The organism is Amycolatopsis sp. lyj-346, from assembly GCF_046548975.1.
GTDB lineage: Bacteria > Actinomycetota > Actinomycetes > Mycobacteriales > Pseudonocardiaceae > Amycolatopsis.
Window position 1 is genome coordinate 239413 of record NZ_JAJPWT010000003.1, and the last position, 14816, is coordinate 254228.

General features: G+C 71.0%; 18 protein-coding genes. 13 read left to right on the plus strand and 5 right to left on the minus strand.

All coding sequences use genetic code 11. The annotated features are described in order from the left end of the window. Nucleotides 1-70: 70 nt before the first annotated feature. Nucleotides 71-847, plus strand: coding sequence for an NAD(P)H-dependent oxidoreductase (locus tag ACLJQE_RS12780; protein WP_410639400.1), 777 nt, complete (start codon nt 71-73; stop codon nt 845-847). Here the strand turns inward: ACLJQE_RS12780 and ACLJQE_RS12785 are convergent. Further along, nucleotides 831-1580 carry an SDR family NAD(P)-dependent oxidoreductase gene (locus tag ACLJQE_RS12785; protein ID WP_410639401.1) on the minus strand — a complete coding sequence of 250 codons (750 nt, stop codon included), beginning with the start codon at nt 1578-1580 and terminating at the stop codon, nt 831-833. The genes ACLJQE_RS12780 and ACLJQE_RS12785 overlap by 17 nt on opposite strands. Further along, on the minus strand, nt 1577-2434 hold the full coding sequence (locus ACLJQE_RS12790) for an NAD(P)-dependent oxidoreductase (protein WP_410639402.1): 858 nt from the start codon (nt 2432-2434) through the stop codon (nt 1577-1579). The genes ACLJQE_RS12785 and ACLJQE_RS12790 overlap by 4 nt, the downstream gene beginning before the upstream one ends. An 82-nt stretch (nt 2435-2516) precedes the next feature. Here ACLJQE_RS12790 and ACLJQE_RS12795 point away from each other — a divergent pair, with 82 nt between their 5' ends. Further along, nucleotides 2517-2882, plus strand: a complete 366-nt coding sequence (locus ACLJQE_RS12795) for a winged helix-turn-helix transcriptional regulator (RefSeq protein ID WP_410639403.1) — start codon at nt 2517-2519, stop codon at nt 2880-2882. Here the strand turns inward: ACLJQE_RS12795 and ACLJQE_RS12800 are convergent. Then, entirely contained in the window at nt 2848-3432 is a 585-nt protein-coding gene (locus tag ACLJQE_RS12800; protein ID WP_410639404.1) for a flavodoxin family protein, read from the minus strand. The two genes, ACLJQE_RS12795 and ACLJQE_RS12800, sit on opposite strands and share 35 nt — an antisense overlap. A gap of 78 nt (nt 3433-3510) precedes the next feature. Between ACLJQE_RS12800 and ACLJQE_RS12805 the strand changes: the two genes are divergently transcribed. Genes ACLJQE_RS12805 through ACLJQE_RS12840 form a run of 8 tightly spaced genes read left to right on the plus strand, consistent with a single transcriptional unit; the run spans nt 3511 to nt 9348 of the window. Next, nucleotides 3511-3927, plus strand: coding sequence for a MarR family winged helix-turn-helix transcriptional regulator (locus ACLJQE_RS12805; RefSeq protein WP_410639405.1), 417 nt, complete (start codon nt 3511-3513; stop codon nt 3925-3927). Nucleotides 3928-3981: 54 nt separating this feature from the next. Then, nucleotides 3982-4779, plus strand: a complete 798-nt coding sequence (locus ACLJQE_RS12810) for an SRPBCC family protein (protein ID WP_410639406.1) — start codon at nt 3982-3984, stop codon at nt 4777-4779. A gap of 34 nt (nt 4780-4813) precedes the next feature. Continuing rightward, nucleotides 4814-5920, plus strand: a complete 1107-nt coding sequence (locus tag ACLJQE_RS12815; RefSeq protein ID WP_410639407.1) for a sensor histidine kinase — start codon at nt 4814-4816, stop codon at nt 5918-5920. Then, entirely contained in the window at nt 5917-6564 is a 648-nt protein-coding gene (locus ACLJQE_RS12820; protein ID WP_410639408.1) for a response regulator, read from the plus strand. The genes ACLJQE_RS12815 and ACLJQE_RS12820 overlap by 4 nt, the downstream gene beginning before the upstream one ends. 34 nt (nt 6565-6598) lie before the next feature. After that, nucleotides 6599-6760 carry a hypothetical protein gene (locus ACLJQE_RS12825; protein ID WP_410639409.1) on the plus strand — a complete coding sequence of 54 codons (162 nt, stop codon included), beginning with the start codon at nt 6599-6601 and terminating at the stop codon, nt 6758-6760. A 6-nt stretch (nt 6761-6766) separates the two neighbouring features. Then, complete coding sequence (locus tag ACLJQE_RS12830; RefSeq protein WP_410639410.1) at nt 6767-7468, plus strand: DUF6338 family protein; 702 nt, start codon at nt 6767-6769, stop codon at nt 7466-7468. 15 nt (nt 7469-7483) lie between these two features. Then, the gene (locus ACLJQE_RS12835) at nt 7484-9121 is read left to right on the plus strand and encodes an acyl-CoA carboxylase subunit beta (RefSeq protein WP_410639411.1); all 1638 of its coding nucleotides are present in this window, start codon (nt 7484-7486) and stop codon (nt 9119-9121) included. Next, on the plus strand, nt 9118-9348 hold the full coding sequence (locus ACLJQE_RS12840; RefSeq protein ID WP_410639412.1) for an acyl-CoA carboxylase subunit epsilon: 231 nt from the start codon (nt 9118-9120) through the stop codon (nt 9346-9348). The genes ACLJQE_RS12835 and ACLJQE_RS12840 overlap by 4 nt, the downstream gene beginning before the upstream one ends. On the opposite strand, the gene ACLJQE_RS12845 is transcribed toward ACLJQE_RS12840, so the two are convergent. Both ACLJQE_RS12845 and ACLJQE_RS12850 read right to left on the minus strand, forming a co-directional pair. Then, a complete protein-coding gene (locus ACLJQE_RS12845; RefSeq protein ID WP_410639413.1) occupies nt 9339-9797 on the minus strand; it encodes a MarR family winged helix-turn-helix transcriptional regulator in 459 nt (152 codons plus the stop codon). The two genes, ACLJQE_RS12840 and ACLJQE_RS12845, sit on opposite strands and share 10 nt — an antisense overlap. 9 nt (nt 9798-9806) lie before the next feature. Further along, on the minus strand, nt 9807-10358 hold the full coding sequence (locus ACLJQE_RS12850) for an LLM class flavin-dependent oxidoreductase (protein WP_410639785.1): 552 nt from the start codon (nt 10356-10358) through the stop codon (nt 9807-9809). 475 nt (nt 10359-10833) lie between these two features. Here ACLJQE_RS12850 and ACLJQE_RS12855 point away from each other — a divergent pair, with 475 nt between their 5' ends. From ACLJQE_RS12855 to ACLJQE_RS12865, 3 genes are all read left to right on the plus strand, one after another. Continuing rightward, on the plus strand, nt 10834-12408 hold the full coding sequence (locus tag ACLJQE_RS12855) for a TROVE domain-containing protein (RefSeq protein ID WP_410639414.1): 1575 nt from the start codon (nt 10834-10836) through the stop codon (nt 12406-12408). A gap of 140 nt (nt 12409-12548) precedes the next feature. Continuing rightward, nucleotides 12549-13175, plus strand: a complete 627-nt coding sequence (locus ACLJQE_RS12860; protein WP_410639415.1) for a PadR family transcriptional regulator — start codon at nt 12549-12551, stop codon at nt 13173-13175. Beyond that, nucleotides 13156-14769 (plus strand): DHA2 family efflux MFS transporter permease subunit, encoded by a 1614-nt coding sequence (locus ACLJQE_RS12865; RefSeq protein WP_410639416.1) that lies wholly within the window; start codon nt 13156-13158, stop codon nt 14767-14769. Before ACLJQE_RS12860 ends, ACLJQE_RS12865 begins: the two co-directional genes overlap by 20 nt. Nucleotides 14770-14816: the final 47 nt, after the last annotated feature.

Below are 14816 nucleotides of genomic sequence, written 5' to 3' on the forward strand. Positions count from 1 at the left end.
GGCTCGATTCTTGCACATGATGGCCATCAGGCCACTCGATCGAGCCACGCGGCCACGTGATCATCGAGGCATGAACGTGTTGTGGGTATTCGCGCATCCCGAGCCGCGCTCGCTGAGCGGGGCCCTCCGCGACGACGGGCTCCGGACGCTGCGGGAGCTCGGTCACGACGTCCGGCAATCGGATCTGTACGCGATGAAATGGAACCCGGTGGTCGACGCCGCGGACTTCGGCGCCGAAGCCGGGGACGGCCGGCTGGTCGTCGGGGCGACGTCGGCCCGGGCGCACGCGCGCGGCGAGCTGAGCGCGGACATCGTGGCCGAGCAGGACAAACTCCGGTGGGCGGACGCGGTCGTCGTGCAGTTCCCGCTGTGGTGGTACGGCCTGCCGGCGATCCTCAAGGGCTGGTTCGACCGCGTCTTCGTGAAGGGCTTCGGGTACGGCGTCCAGGCCGAGGACGGCCGGACCCTGCGCTACGGCGAGGGACGGCTCGCGGGCAAACGCGCGATGGTGGTGCTCACCGCGGGTGCCCGCGAGCCGTCCATGGGGCCGCGCGGGGTGAACGGCGCGCTGGACGACGTCCTCTTCCCGCTGCACCACGGAACGCTCTTCTACACCGGGATGTCGGTGCTGCCGCCGGTCGCGGTCCACGGCGCCGACCGTCTGCCGGACGGCGAGTTCGCCGCAGCGCGAGACCTGCTTCGCGAACGCCTGCGGACGCTCGGAACCGCGGAGCCCATCCCGTTCCGCACGCAGAACGGCGGCGATTACGACGACGATCTCGTCCTGCGCCCCGACCGCTCACCGGGAGGCGCCGGCCTGGGCGTGCACCTCACGCGGGCAAGGTGAGGCGCTGGCCGAGGCCACCGTCCACGGGGAGGTCGGCGCCGGTGGTGAACGTCGCGTCGAAGGCCAGGAACAGCACCGCCGCCGCGACCTCCTCGACGGTGGCGTGGCGCTTCAACGGCGTGATCTCGTCGCCGATCGCCTTGAACTCCGCCAAGACGGACTCCGGTACGCCGGACACGCCCATCGACGGCGTGTCGGTGTAGCCGGGGCTGACCACGTTGACCCGGATCCCGCGCGGTGCGAGCTCGGCCGCGTACGTGCGGGCGAACGAGCGCACCGCCGCCTTCGCCGCCGAATACAGGCCCATCCCGGCGATCCCCGCCTCGGCCGCGACCGACGTCGTGAAGACGAACGAGCCACCGGGCCGGACCAGCGGGGCGAGCCGCCGCGCCGTGAAGTACGCGCCCTTGGTGTTGACGTCGAACGTCCGGTCGTAGAGCTCGGGCGTCGCGTCTTCGTACGGCGTCAGCGTCGAGAACCCGACGTTGACGAACACCAGGTCCACCTCGCCGAGCCGGTCCGCGGCCACCGCGCCCAGCTCGGCGACGTCGTCCAGGCGAGCGGCATCCGACGACAGCAGGTGCGCCTTGCCCGGCAGCGTTCCTTCCAGCGGCGAGACGTCCCGGCCGGTCAGCAGCACCTCCGCGCCGCCGTCGAGCAGGGCGCGCACCACCGCCAGCCCCATGCCGTGCGTGCCGCCGGTGACGACGGCCTTCTTTCCCAGGTACTTCACCGGATCTCCTCGATGACACTGGCGATCGCGTGCGAGCCGTGGCCCGCGGCGACCGCGCGGTCGAACAACTCCCGCAGCACGGCGGGCACCGCCGTGCCGATCCCCTGCGCGCGGCTCGTCTCCACCAGCATGGCGAGCCCCGCGGCGTTGATGTCCAAAGCGGACACATCGGTGGCGTATTCCCCGCTGGCGACCTGCTCGCCGATGCCCGGCAGGAACCCGCCGACAGCCGAGTGCCACGCCGACGCCATCGGCGTGAACTGCTCCGGCGTGACACCCTCGGTCCCGACGAGCGCGAGCGCGTGCAGGTAGCCGGCCATGGTCGACCACATCATGCCGAGCAGCGCCAGGTCGTACAGCGCCGCCAGCCCGGCGTCCTCGCCGAGGAACACCGGCGTCCCGAGCACTTCCAGCACGTCGCGCTGCGCCGCGAACGCCGGTTCGGAGCCGCCGTAGAGGATCTGGGCCACCGGCGTCCCGATTCCCTGCGGCACGGCCATGATCACGCCGTCCACGTACTCGACGCCCTCGGAGGCGGCCCACTTCGCGACGCCACGCGCCTGCTCCGGCGTCCCGGACGTGAGGTTGACCAGCGTCCGGCCGGACAGCGCCGCCGCGTCGAGCACCGGCTGCTGAGTGTCGTATGTGGACAGACAGCTGAGGACGACACCGGCCGAAGCCGCTTCCGCCGGCGTTGCCGCGAGCCGGGCGCCGCGGTCGAGCAGCGGTCCCGCCTTGAGCGGCGACCGGTTCCACACCACGACGTCGTGGCCCGCCCCCAGCAGCGCCCCGGCGAGGGCGGCGCCCATCCGCCCCAGGCCGAGCACGCCCACCTGTTTCTTGCTTTCTCCCATGGCTTCCATGCTGCGGGCACGCTTTACACTGGACAAGTACCGACTAATAAGTCAGGTACCCACCAAAACGTAAGGATCCTGGATGCAGCCTCGAACGTACCGCTGCGGTTTGGACGCGGCCGTCGACGTCATCGGCGGCCGGTGGAAGGCCCTGATCCTCTGGGCACTGCACGCCGAGCCGCTGCGGTTCGGCGAGCTGAAGCGGAAGGTGGCGGGGATCAGCGAGAAGATGCTGATCCAGGCCCTGCGGGAGCTGGAGGCGGATGAGATCGTGCACCGCGAGGTGTTCCACGAAGTCCCGCCGAAGGTCGAGTACTCGCTGACCGGGCTGGGCCAGCGGCTCAACACGGCATTGCTGCCGCTGGGCGACTGGGGCGAGGAGAACATGGCCGGCATCGCGAAGCGCCGCGGCGTCACGCCGGCGCCACCGCATGTGGCTTCGGCGTGATCGCGGTTGCGCCGAAGAACGTCTGCGCGGCCGCCGTCGCGTCGGCGTCCAGGAGCACGTCACCCGGGCGGCTGCCGTTGCCGAGCAGCACCCCGCCCCAGTTCATCCCCAGGTACTCCGCGCACAGTTCCAGCGTGCCGATCAGCGGCTGGGCCTCGCGCGCGGTCTCGCTCAGGACGCTCACGCCCCACAGCGTCTTGCCGCGCATGCGCGGCTTGAACTCCACCGGCAGCCGCATCCAGCCCGACCAGTAGTCGAGGTAGAGCTTCACGCTCGCCGAAACCGAATACCAGTACACCGGCGACGCGATCACGATGTCCGTCGCGGCGAACGTGGCGTCCATCAGCAGCTGTTCGTTCTCCCCCGGCGGCGGGTGTTCGCCGGCGCCGTGGCGGCGGTCCTCGAACGGCGGCAGCGGCACCTCCGGCAGCCGGATCCACCGCTGTTCGACGTCGCCGGGCAGTTCCTTGGCCGCTCGCCGGGCCAGCATTTCGGTGTTGCCCCCGGCCCGCGCGGCGCCCACCAGGAACAGGAAACTGCGATCGCTCATGTCTGCCCTCTCGATGTACTTGCATGTACATATAAATACTGTCCCTGGACTATCCTGGAGTCAAGAGGAGGCCGGAAGATGACCGTCGACGAACAGGCTTGGGGCCGCGTTCTGGTACTGCACGCCCGGATCGAGCAGGAACTCGCCAAAGCCCTCCAGCGGCGCCACGGGCTCGGCCTGTCCGAGTACCGCGCGCTCGGCAAGCTCGTCGAGGGTCCCCGCGGCGGCCTGCGGATGCAGGAACTCGCCGACGCGATCGGCCTCAACCAGAGCTCGGTCAGCCGGATGTGCGCCCGCCTCGAAGACGCCGGCCTGACCCTCCGCGACCTGTGCGAAGACGACCGCCGCGGCGTCTACTCGGTGATCACCGACGCCGGCCGCAAGCGGTACGCCGAGACCGAGCCGACGTACTGCGCGGTGCTGCGGACCGCGCTCGACAAGGCCGCCGGCGACCCGGAACTCGCCGCCGCCGTCGCCGCCGTCCGCGGCGCTTGACGCGTATATTCCGCGGTGGTTATATACCGGCACAGGCAACCCACGGGAGGGCACGTGTCCGGACGAGCGAAGCTGCAGACCGTCGGTGAGCGCCCGGTGCTCCGGCTGGAACGCCGTCTGAAGCACGCGCCCGAGAAGGTCTGGCGGGCGATCACGGACCCGGCGGAGCTCGAGCACTGGTTCCCCGCGAAGGTCGACGTCGAACTGCGGGACGGCGGCGCGATCCGGTTCACCTTCCCCGGCGAGGACAGCTCGACCTCCGGGCGGGTCGTCACCGCCGACCCGCCGCGCGAGTTCACCTTCGTCTGGAACGACGACACGCTGCGCTGGCTGATCTCCCCCGACGGCGAGGGCAGCATCCTGGAGTTCACCCACACCTTCGGCCGCGGCGACCCGGCGATCGCGAAGCTCGCCGCCGGCCGCACCGCCGCCGGCTGGGACAGCTGCCTCGACGCGCTCGCCGCACGCCTGGACGGCCGGGACTTCGAGCAACCGCCGGAGTGGCACGAGCGGATGACGTCCTATGTGGAGGAATTCGGGCTGGCCGACGGCGAAGTCCGCGAAGACGGCACGATCCGCTTCCGCCGCGACCTCGGCTGGAAGCCGGCGGCCGAGCTCCGGCCGCTGCTCCCGGACGAACCCGGCTGGGAGCTGGTCCACGATCCGCTCGAAGGCACCCGCGTCGAGTTCACCGAGGCGGCCGGGGACGACGTCCCGGCGCAGCTGGCCCGGCGGCACGAGCAGCTGGACAGGCTGTTCGCCGCCGGCCACGGCGTCGACCTGCCCGCCTGGCCGCCCGACCGCGTCGAAGCCGTGCAGAAGCATTACGCGGAGCATCCGACCCAAGGTTGACGCGCGGGCGGGATGGCCGCATTACGGTCTGATCATGCGCATTCGCGTCGTCTTGGACGTCCTGGCCGTCCTGGTGCTGACCCTGGGGGCCGGCGGCAACCTCGCCGCCGGCGCGTGGTCGCTGCCGCCGTGGCTGCCCACCTGGCTCGGCTGGGCCATTCTCGTGTTGAGCGTCGTGCCGATCGTGCTGCGGCGCTGGTGGCCGCGCCCCGCCTACATCCTGTCGCTGGTGACGACCGCGGCGGCGGTGCCGATCGGCGGGCCGGTGCTGGCGATCGCCGTCGTGGCGGCGGGCTGTGCACTGTTCACCTTCGTGGTGGCCCACGGCAGCCGGGCCGCTCGGGTCGGCTTCGCGGCCGGGCTCGTCGGCGTCGGCGTGATCGGCATCGCGGTGCCGAACCCGAGCACGGCGACGACGGTCAACTTCGGTGTGTCGGCGCTGATCGTCGGGTTCGCGCTCGGCATCGCCGTCCACGGCCGCCGCGAGCACGCCGCGATCGAGCGGGAAACCCATGCCCAGCAAGCGGTTTCGGCGGAACGGCTGCGGATCGCCCGCGAAATGCACGACGTCGTCGCGCACAGCATGAGCCTGATCGCGGTCAAGGCGGCGGTCGGCAACCACGTCGCCCTCGAACAACCCGACCAGGCCCGCGATGCGCTGCGCGTCATCGAAGACACCAGCCGCGAGACCCTGGCCGAGCTGCGGCGCATGCTCGGCGTGCTGCGCGACGGCACCGGCGTCCCGGCGCTGGCGCCCGCCCCGTCGCTCGACGACCTGCGGGCGCTCGTCGAACGCGCGCAGCAAGCGGGGCCCGCCGTCGACCTGGTCGTCGACGGCCTCACCGAACTGCCGAGCGGCGTCGGCCAGTCGGTGTACCGGATCGTCCAGGAGGCACTGACCAACGTGGTCAAGCACGCGGCCGCGGCGAAGTGCCGGATCCACGTCACCGGCGGCGACGGCGAGGTGACCATCGAGGTGCTCGACGACGGCCGCGGCGGCGAGGCCGTCCCCGGCCACGGGCTGATCGGGATGCGCGAACGCGTCGCGGTCTACGCGGGGGAGTTCTCCGCGGCGCCCGCCGAAACCGGCTTCCGCGTGTTCGCGCGGCTGCCCTACGAAGAAACGGTGACCGCCCGATGACCCGCGTCCTGATCGCCGACGACCAAGCGCTGCTGCGCGGGAGCTTCCGGGTGCTGGTCGACAGCGCACCCGGCCTCGAGGTCGTCGGCGAAGCGTCCGACGGCGCCGAGGCCGTGGCCCTGACCCGCGTCGAGCGGCCGGACGTCGTGCTCATGGACGTCCGGATGCCCGAGATGGACGGCATCGAAGCCACCCGCCGGATCTGCGCGGAGACCGACGTCCGGGTGCTGATGCTGACCACGTTCGACCTCGACGAGTACGTCTACTCGGCCCTGCGCGCGGGCGCGAGCGGCTTCCTCCTCAAGGACACCCGCCCGGCAGACCTCTTGGCGGCGATCGAGGTCGTGGCGTCCGGCGACGCACTGCTGGCGCCCTCGGTGACCCGGCGACTGGTGGCGGAGTTCGCGCGGCTGCCGTCGGGCCCGGTGACCCGGCTCGACGGCGTGACGGCCCGCGAGCAGGAGGTCCTGACGCTGATCGCGCGGGGGTTGTCGAACGACGAGATCGCGGCCCGCCTGCACCTGGGCATCGCCACGGTGAAGACCCACATCGGCCGCCTGCTGCACAAGCTGGCGGCCCGCGACCGGGCGCAGCTGGTGATCGCCGCGTACGAATCCGGGCTGGTCCGGCCGACGGCGTCCTGAGTAAGGTGGAGCGGCCGATCAAGAGGGGAACCCGATGAGCACGCCTTGGCCGGACGACCGCGTCCCGGAAGAGCCGGCGGACGAAGACTGGGGATCGCCGGTCGGCGATCCCCCGCCCGGCGGCCCGTACACGCCGAAGCCCGAACTCGACTCCGAGGACGGTCCCCCGCCCCGGCGCGGCGGCCCGACCGGCTGAGCCGTGGTGATCCCCCAGACCCTCGGTGCCCTGGCCGCGTTCCTGGCGCTCGTCGCGCCGGGCATCGTGTTCGAGCTGCGCCGCGAACGCCGCCGCGGCCGGCACCAGGAGACGGCGTTCCGCGAAGCTTCCCGCGTCGCACTGGGCAGTCTCGTCTTCACGCTGGTGTCCGTGCTGCTCATGACGGCGGTGCAGGCGACCGGTGCCCGGTTGTTCGTCAGCCCGGCCGACTGGCTGGCCCGCGGCGGGGCCTACGCGCGTGAGCACCTGACGCTGATCGTCGTCAGCGTCGCGGTCGAGCTGGCCGTGGCGTGCGCGCTCGCGACGGGATTCGAGGCGTTCTTCGCCCGCCGGCGAGGCGAAGCGGCCACGGTGCAGCAGCGCTCGGCGTGGGCCCAGGCGTTGCGCGCGGACCGGCCGAAAGGGAGCCGCGCATGGGCGCACGCCCAGCTGGAGAACGGCACGTCGTTCTACGGGTACGTCCGCTCGTACACCCCCTCGGGCCCGCAGGCCGAGCGTGAGCTGGTCCTCGAAGGCGACGCCTTGACCTGCGAGAACGACCAAGGAAAGAAGGTCATCGGCGAGGACTGGCGCCGCGTGGTGATCCCGGGCACGAAGATCGCCTACCTGCGCGTCACCTACCTCGACGCCGTCACCGGGGAACCCGTGGACGTTGCCTACGCCACACGCGAAGTGACCGGCAAGTAGCTAAGCTCCCGTGGCATGAGCAGTGCGACGGAGCCGCTCGGGACGCCGCCCGAGGACGAACCGGACATCCACACCACGGCCGGCAAGCTGGCCGACCTGTACCGCCGGTACGACGAGGCGGTGCACGCCGGCTCGGCCCGTGCGGTGGAGAAGCAGCACGCCAAGGGCAAGAAAACCGCGCGCGAGCGGATCGAGCTGCTGCTCGACGAGAACTCGTTCGTCGAACTCGACGAGCTGGCCCGGCACCGCTCGACCAACTTCGGCCAGGAGAAGAACCGCCCGTACGGCGACGGCGTCGTCACCGGCTACGGCACCGTCGACGGCCGTCCGGTGTGCGTGTTCAGCCAGGACGTCACCGTCTTCGGCGGCAGCCTCGGCGAGGTCTACGGCGAGAAGATCGTCAAGGTGATGGACCTGGCGATCAAGACCGGCCGTCCGATCATCGGCATCAACGAGGGCGGCGGCGCGCGCATCCAGGAGGGCGTCGTCTCGCTCGGCCTCTACGGCGAGATCTTCAACCGCAACGTCAAGGCGTCCGGCGTCATCCCGCAGATCTCGCTGATCATGGGCGCGAACGCGGGCGGGCACGTCTATTCCCCCGCGCTGACCGACTTCGTCGTGATGGTCGACGAGACGTCGCAGATGTTCATCACCGGCCCGGACGTCGTCAAGACGGTCACCGGCGAAGACGTCACCTTCGAGGAGCTCGGCGGCGGCCGCACCCACAACACGAAGTCCGGCGTCGCGCACTACCTGGGCTCCGACGACGAGGACGCCATCGCCTACGTCAAGGAACTGCTCTCCTACCTGCCGCAGAACAACCTGTCCGACGCACCGGTGTTCGAAGTGTCGGACAACCCGCCCGGCTTCTTCGAGGACGTCACCGACTCCGACCGCGAGCTGGACACGATCATCCCGGACTCGCCGAACACCCCGTACGACATGCACGAGGTGATCAACCGCGTCGTCGACGACGGCGACTTCCTCGAGGTCCACGAGCTGTTCGCGCCGAACATCATCGTCGGCTTCGGCCGCGTCGACGGCCACAGCGTCGGCGTCGTGGCCAACCAGCCGACGCAGTTCGCCGGCTGCCTCGACATCGACGCGTCCGAGAAGGCCGCGCGGTTCGTCCGCACCTGCGACGCGTTCAACATCCCGGTGCTCACCTTCGTCGACGTCCCGGGCTTCCTCCCGGGCACCGACCAGGAGTGGAACGGCATCATCCGCCGCGGCGCGAAGCTGATCTACGCCTACGCGGAGGCGACGGTCCCGCTGGTCACGGTGATCACGCGCAAGGCCTACGGCGGCGCGTACGACGTCATGGGCTCGAAGCACCTCGGCGCCGACATCAACCTGGCCTGGCCGACCGCCCAGGTCGCGGTGATGGGCGCCCAGGGCGCGGCGAACATCGTCCACCGCAAGACCCTCGCGAAGGCGGCTTCCGAAGGCCAGGACGTCGACGCGCTGCGCGCCGAGCTGATCCAGGAGTACGAGGACACCCTGCTGAACCCGTACGCGGCGGCCGAGCGGGGGTACGTCGACTCGGTGATCGTGCCGGCGCACACCCGCGGGCACGTCGCACGGGCGCTGTCCCTGCTGCGGAACAAGCGGGAATCGCTCCCGCCCAAGAAGCACGGGAACATCCCGCTGTGAGCGAGGAAAGCCGTCCCCTGCTGAGGGTGGTCCGCGGCAACCCGAGCGACGCCGAGCTGGCGGCGCTGACGGCGGTCGTCGCCGCGGCGACGACCGCGACGACCGCGAAGACACCGGAGAAGCCGAAGCCGCGTTCGTCGTGGTGGGGTGATCACGCAGCTTCGCTGCGCAGGCCGCTTCACCCCGGCGAAGGTGCTTGGCGCGCTTCGGGTCTGCCTCAGGGCTGAAGGGCGTCGAGGAAGACCGTCGGGGCTTCGTTCTCCCGCACGATCGTGCCCAGCAGCGCCGCGAGCCGGTCGCGGTCCGGCGTGCTCAGGCTGGCCGCCAGCTCGTCGACCCGGCGGCACGTCGCCACGTAGAAGTCCTCCGCGAGCTCGTGACCTTCGCCGGTCAGGAGGACGTGGACGGCCCGGCGGTCGTCCGGGTCGGGTTCGCGGCGCACGAGCCCGCGCCGGACCGCGCGGTCGACCAGGCCGGTGAGGCTCGACTTCTCGAGGCCGAGTGTCGCGCCCAGGTCGCCCATGCCGTAGGGACGGCCCATCAGCACGCACAGCAGCTGGCCCTGCTGCACGGTGAGCCCGTACTCGCGGGCGGACTCGGCGTAGACGGCGTTCACCAGGAACGACGCCCGCACGAGCCCGGCCACCACACCGAGGTCCGCCCCGCTCTTCCCCATCGCGCCAGCCTACTTCCCGACGGCCGCCCGCACGGCGGGCACGATCTCCTCGGCCCACCGCGCGGTGGCGGCCTCGTCGGGCGTGCTGCCGCCGGGCCCGAAGAGCACGAACCCGGCGGCGTCGTGCTCCAGCACCGCGCCGGTCAACTCCTCGATCCACTGGTCCGGCGAGCCGCCGATCCAGCGGCCGTCGCCGGCGCGGGTCTTCGCCAGCGGCGCCGCCGTGATGCGGCCCGGGAAGTTGTAGACGGTGGCGATCTCGGCGGGATCCCGCCCGGCGTCCACCGCGGCCTCGTCGATCACCGGGCGGGAGGTGCGGTACCGCTCGCTGAGCCAGTCGGCGGCGTGCCCGGGCATCCACCCGTCGGCCACCCGCCCGGTGACGGCCAGTGACTTCGGCCCGACCGACCCGGTCCACACGGGAGGCATCTCTTCGCCGGCCGGCTCCAGGTTCGTGACCTGGTAGAACTCGCCGTCGAAGGTGACCGGCTCACCACCCCCGCCGAGCAGCTTCACCAGCCGGATCCCCTCCTCGAAGGCGCGAACGGCCTGCCCGGTCAGCCTGGACGGCCAGCTTCAGGGTGTCGGGGACGGCGGCGACCGCTGTCGAGACGCCGATACCGAAGTGCACCATGATTCCTCCCGGTTAGTTCGTACTACGAACATAGCACATATAGTTCTTGATACGAACTACCTGCGCGCGTCCCCCGGGGCACCTCCGCGGAAATTCGGTTTGCCCACCGCGGCCTGGGCGTTAACGTGGACCACGCACTCCCGGTGCGACGCCCGCGGTTACTTCTTGCTGTAAACGAGACCCCGCGGGCAGCGAAGATCTCGGGAGCCACGGCTTCACCGATGCCCGGTGCGCAGGCGAGGGTTACTTCCACTCCGAATGGGCAGGTCGGGGGTTCGAATCCCTCCCGGACCACCACCCGGTCCGGTAGCTCAGCGGCCTAGAGCAGCAACCGTACCTTCACCGACTTCGATCTCGGGCATCGCTGTGGCCGTGGCTCCCCGAACAACCATGGGGGGAGAAATGAGCAAGTTCAACACCGCACGAGCGCCCGCCGCGACCTCTCCGGTCCGCGGCGAGGCCACGCCGTCCACCGTCACCCACCAGGGCGGGGCCGGCTACGCGCGCGACACCAAGTCCGCGCTCTTCCTGCTCGCCGTCACCAACATGGTCGGCGAGCACACCTTCTACGAGTCCGCCGGCACGCGCGACACCCGGTACGCCGAGCTGATCCGCCAGTCCACCTTGGATGATCCACAGTGGACCGCACGGTTCCTGCGCTGGCTGCGCTCCGGCGCGCACCTGCGGACGGCGTCGCTCGTCGGTGCCGCCGAGTTCGCCAAGGCGCGGCGGGACGCCGGTCTCGACGGCGTGAGCCGTCAGGTCGTCGCCGATGTGCTGCAGCGCGCCGACGAGCCCGGTGAGCTGCTCGCCTACTGGACGTCCGTGCACGGCCGCGCCATTCCGAAGCCCGTCAAGCGCGGTGTCGCCGATGCCGCGGTGAAGCTCTACGACGAGCGGTCCTTCGTCAAGTGGGACTCCGCCGCGCGGGCGTTCCGGTTCGCCGACGTCCTCGAGCTGACCCACCCGGCAGGCGGGGGCGAGCTGTTCAAGCACATCCTCGACGAGCGGCACGCCTGCGGCAACGCGATCCCGGACTCCCTCACCACCCTGCGCGCCCGCGCCGAGTTGCTGTCCTGGGACGTCGGCCGCCGTCGTGAACTGTTCGCTCGGCCCGATGCCGCGGACGTGCTCCGCGCCGCGGGCATGACGTGGGAGTCCGTCGCCGGGTGGCTGCAGGGCCCCCTGGACGCGCGTGTCTGGGAGGCGCTGATCCCGTCGATGGGCTTCATGGCCCTCTTGCGAAACCTCCGCAACTTCGACGAGGCCGGCGTCTCGGACGACGTCGCGCAGCGGGTTGCCGAGCGGCTCGCCGATCGCACACAGGTCGCCAGGTCGCGGCAGCTGCCGATGCGGTTCCTGGCCGCCTACCGGGCGGCGCCGTCGCTGCGGTGGGCGTGGGCGCTCGAGCGGGCGATCGGGCACGCGCTCGCCAACGTGCCCGTGCTGGCCGGCCGGACGCTCGTCCTCGTCGACACGTCGGCGTCGATGAACGACCGGTTCGGCAAGGACGGCAGCCTCATGCGCTGGGACGCGGCCGCGGTGTTCGGCCTGGCGCTCGGCCGGCGCTGCGCGAAGGCCGACGTCGTGTCGTTCTCGGACGGCTACTGGGACCGCCGTCAGGGCACCAAGGCGTTCAAGCTGCGCCGGGGCGGGTCGCTGCTGGATGACGTCGAGCGCTGGAAGTCCGGCGGGTACTTCATCGGCGGCGGCACCGACACGGCGGGCGCGGTGAAGAAGCACTTCGCGCACCACGACCGCGTCGTGATCCTCACCGACGAGCAGGCCGCGCACGGTGACGTCGGGCAGGCGCTGCCCGCGCACGTGCCGCTGTACACCTGGAACCTGGCGGGTTACCGGGCCGGCCACGCGCCGTCCGGCGGCGCGCACCGGCACACGTTCGGCGGGCTCACCGACCAGGCGTTCCGGATGATCCCGCTGCTCGAGCGGGGCCGGAACGCCGACTGGCCCTTCTGAAAAGACGCCGTGAAGGCCCTCATGCCGGGAGCATGGGGGCCTTCACGCGGTGCGTGGACGGTCACAGGAATGACCGTGGACCCGTCGCTAGCCCACGTCGTATAGTCCACGTGGAATAAACGACATGGAGGGATCTGGCCATGGCCTCGGCCAAGCTGACGCCACTCGGCATCGCCGTGCTGGAACTGCTGCACGAGAAGCCCATGCACCCGTACGAGATGACCACGCTGATGCGCGAGCGGTACGTCGACACCCGGGTCAACGTGAAGGCGGGCTCGCTCTACCACACCGTGGAACGGCTGCACCGCAGCGGTTTCATCGAGGTCGTCGACACCCAGCGCGACGGCAGGCGGCCCGAACGGACCGTCTACGGCATGACCCAGACCGGGCTGGACGAGTTCAACCGGCGTGGCCGCGAACTCCTGGGGGACGTCGCCACGGAGTTCCCCGCCTACCTGTCCGGGCTCGCCGTGATCGACGAACTGGGGCGCGAGGCGACGCTGAACGAGCTCGAAACCCGGCTCATGCGGCTGCGTGCCGCGGTGGCCTCGGACCAGGCCGTGCTGCAGCACCTCGCCGAGGAAAAGACGCCGGAGATCTACTGGCTCGACTGGCGCTACAGCTGTGACCACCGGTTGTTCGAACTCGAGTGGACCGAACGCCTCGTCGAGGACCTGCGCTCCGGGCGGATCCCGTTCCAGGACCACCAACCACCCAAGCTCACGCTCATCACCAGGAAAGACGACGATGAACGCCAGACAAGCTAATCCGTGGGCCGCGCTGGGCGCGCTGTGCCTCGGCTTCTTCATGATCCTGCTCGACACGACGATCGTGTCGATCGCGATCCCGACCATGCTGCGTGAGCTGAACGCCGGGCTGAACTCGATCGTCTGGGTGATCAGCGTCTACCTGCTCACCTACGCCGTGCCGATGCTGTTCACCAGCCGGCTCGGCGACCGCTTCGGCCCGAAGCGCGTGTTCCTCGCCGGGCTCGTCGTGTTCACCGGCGCGTCGCTGTGGTGCGGCCTGTCGGGCAACGTCGAGATGCTGATCGCGGCGCGGGCCGTGCAGGGGCTCGGCGCCGCGCTGATGACGCCGCAGACGCTGGCGTTCATCACGCACCTGTTCCCGCCGGCCAAGCGCGGCCCGGCGATGGGCATGTGGGGCGGGGTCGCCGGGCTGGCGACCATCGCGGGGCCGCTGCTCGGCGGCGTGCTGGTCGACCACCTCGGCTGGGAGTGGATCTTCTACGTCAACGTGCCGATCGGCGTGATCGCCGTCGTGCTCGCGCTGCTGCTGGTGCCGGACTGGCAGCCGAAGCACTCGCACTCGTTCGACCTGCTGGGGATCGTGCTCTCCAGCGCGGCGCTGCTCTGCATCGTGTTCGGCGTCCAGAACGGGCAGCAGTACGACTGGGGCACGGTCTTCGGCGGCATCACGGTGTTCGAGATCATCGGCGCCGGCGTGGCGCTGCTCGTCGCCTTCGTGGTGTGGCAGCGGTTCAACAAGCGCGAGCCCCTGCTGCCGCTGCAGGTGTTCTCGAACCGGAACTTCTCGGCCGGGACGCTCACCGCGGCCACCGTCGGCTTCGCGATGACCGGCATGTTCCTGCCGCTGGTCATCTACATCCAGTCGGTGCTCGGGCTGAGCCCGACCATGGGCGGCCTGCTCACCGCGCCGATGTCGCTGCTGTCGGGGATCGTGGCGCCGTTCGTCGGGCGCGCGTCGGACAAGGTGAACGGCAAGTACCTGGTGATGTTCGGCCTGGCGGCGCTCGCGGCCGGGCTCGGGATCATCGCGCTGCAGGCGGCGCCGGACAGCAACCCGTGGACGTTCGTCCCGGCCCTGCTGGTGTGCGGGCTCGGCATCGGCTGCATCTTCTCGCCGATGAGCAACCTGACGATGGGCTCGGTCGAGCCGCGGCTGACCGGCACCGCGTCCGGCATCTTCAACACCGCGCGCCAGGTCGGCGGGGTGCTCGGCAGCGCGGCGATCGGCGTGCTGCTGCAGGCGCGGATCAGCGCGTCCATCGCGGACGAGGCCACGAAGGCGGCTTCTCAGCTGCCGGAGCAGTACCGGGCGCCGTTCGCCGAAGGGATCGCGCACGCGGCGGCGAGCACCGGCGAGTTCGGCTCGGCGGGCGATCCGGCGCCGATGCCGGGGCTGCCCGCGGAGATCGCCGCGCAGGCCGGGAAGCTGGCGACCGAGGCGGTCCACAGTGGACTGACCGACGCGGCCCGCGTGACGATGCTGCTGCCGATGGGTGTGCTCCTGCTCGGGGTGGTTTCGGCGGCGGTGATGCAGCGGGTGAAGCCCCGCCGGCCGACCCCGTCCCCCGCTCCCGAAGCGGCCGCGGCCTGAAACCGGGCAGGCCCCCGCACCGGTGTCGGGTACCGGAGCGGGGGCCT

What these genes read in the sequence shown, in the direction of transcription:
- ACLJQE_RS12815 (WP_410639407.1), top strand. Translation starts at nt 4,814, where the DNA reads ATGCGCATTCGCGTCGTCTTGGACGTCCTGGCCGTCCTGGTGCTGACC.
- ACLJQE_RS12800 (WP_410639404.1), bottom strand. Translation starts at nt 3,432, where the DNA reads ATGAGCGATCGCAGTTTCCTGTTCCTGGTGGGCGCCGCGCGGGCCGGG.
- ACLJQE_RS12835 (WP_410639411.1), top strand. Translation starts at nt 7,484, where the DNA reads ATGAGCAGTGCGACGGAGCCGCTCGGGACGCCGCCCGAGGACGAACCG.
- ACLJQE_RS12795 (WP_410639403.1), top strand. Translation starts at nt 2,517, where the DNA reads ATGCAGCCTCGAACGTACCGCTGCGGTTTGGACGCGGCCGTCGACGTC.
- ACLJQE_RS12780 (WP_410639400.1), top strand. Translation starts at nt 71, where the DNA reads ATGAACGTGTTGTGGGTATTCGCGCATCCCGAGCCGCGCTCGCTGAGC.
- ACLJQE_RS12820 (WP_410639408.1), top strand. Translation starts at nt 5,917, where the DNA reads ATGACCCGCGTCCTGATCGCCGACGACCAAGCGCTGCTGCGCGGGAGC.
- ACLJQE_RS12860 (WP_410639415.1), top strand. Translation starts at nt 12,549, where the DNA reads ATGGCCTCGGCCAAGCTGACGCCACTCGGCATCGCCGTGCTGGAACTG.
- ACLJQE_RS12805 (WP_410639405.1), top strand. Translation starts at nt 3,511, where the DNA reads ATGACCGTCGACGAACAGGCTTGGGGCCGCGTTCTGGTACTGCACGCC.
- ACLJQE_RS12845 (WP_410639413.1), bottom strand. Translation starts at nt 9,797, where the DNA reads ATGGGGAAGAGCGGGGCGGACCTCGGTGTGGTGGCCGGGCTCGTGCGG.
- ACLJQE_RS12865 (WP_410639416.1), top strand. Translation starts at nt 13,156, where the DNA reads ATGAACGCCAGACAAGCTAATCCGTGGGCCGCGCTGGGCGCGCTGTGC.
- ACLJQE_RS12790 (WP_410639402.1), bottom strand. Translation starts at nt 2,434, where the DNA reads ATGGGAGAAAGCAAGAAACAGGTGGGCGTGCTCGGCCTGGGGCGGATG.
- ACLJQE_RS12825 (WP_410639409.1), top strand. Translation starts at nt 6,599, where the DNA reads ATGAGCACGCCTTGGCCGGACGACCGCGTCCCGGAAGAGCCGGCGGAC.
- ACLJQE_RS12855 (WP_410639414.1), top strand. Translation starts at nt 10,834, where the DNA reads ATGAGCAAGTTCAACACCGCACGAGCGCCCGCCGCGACCTCTCCGGTC.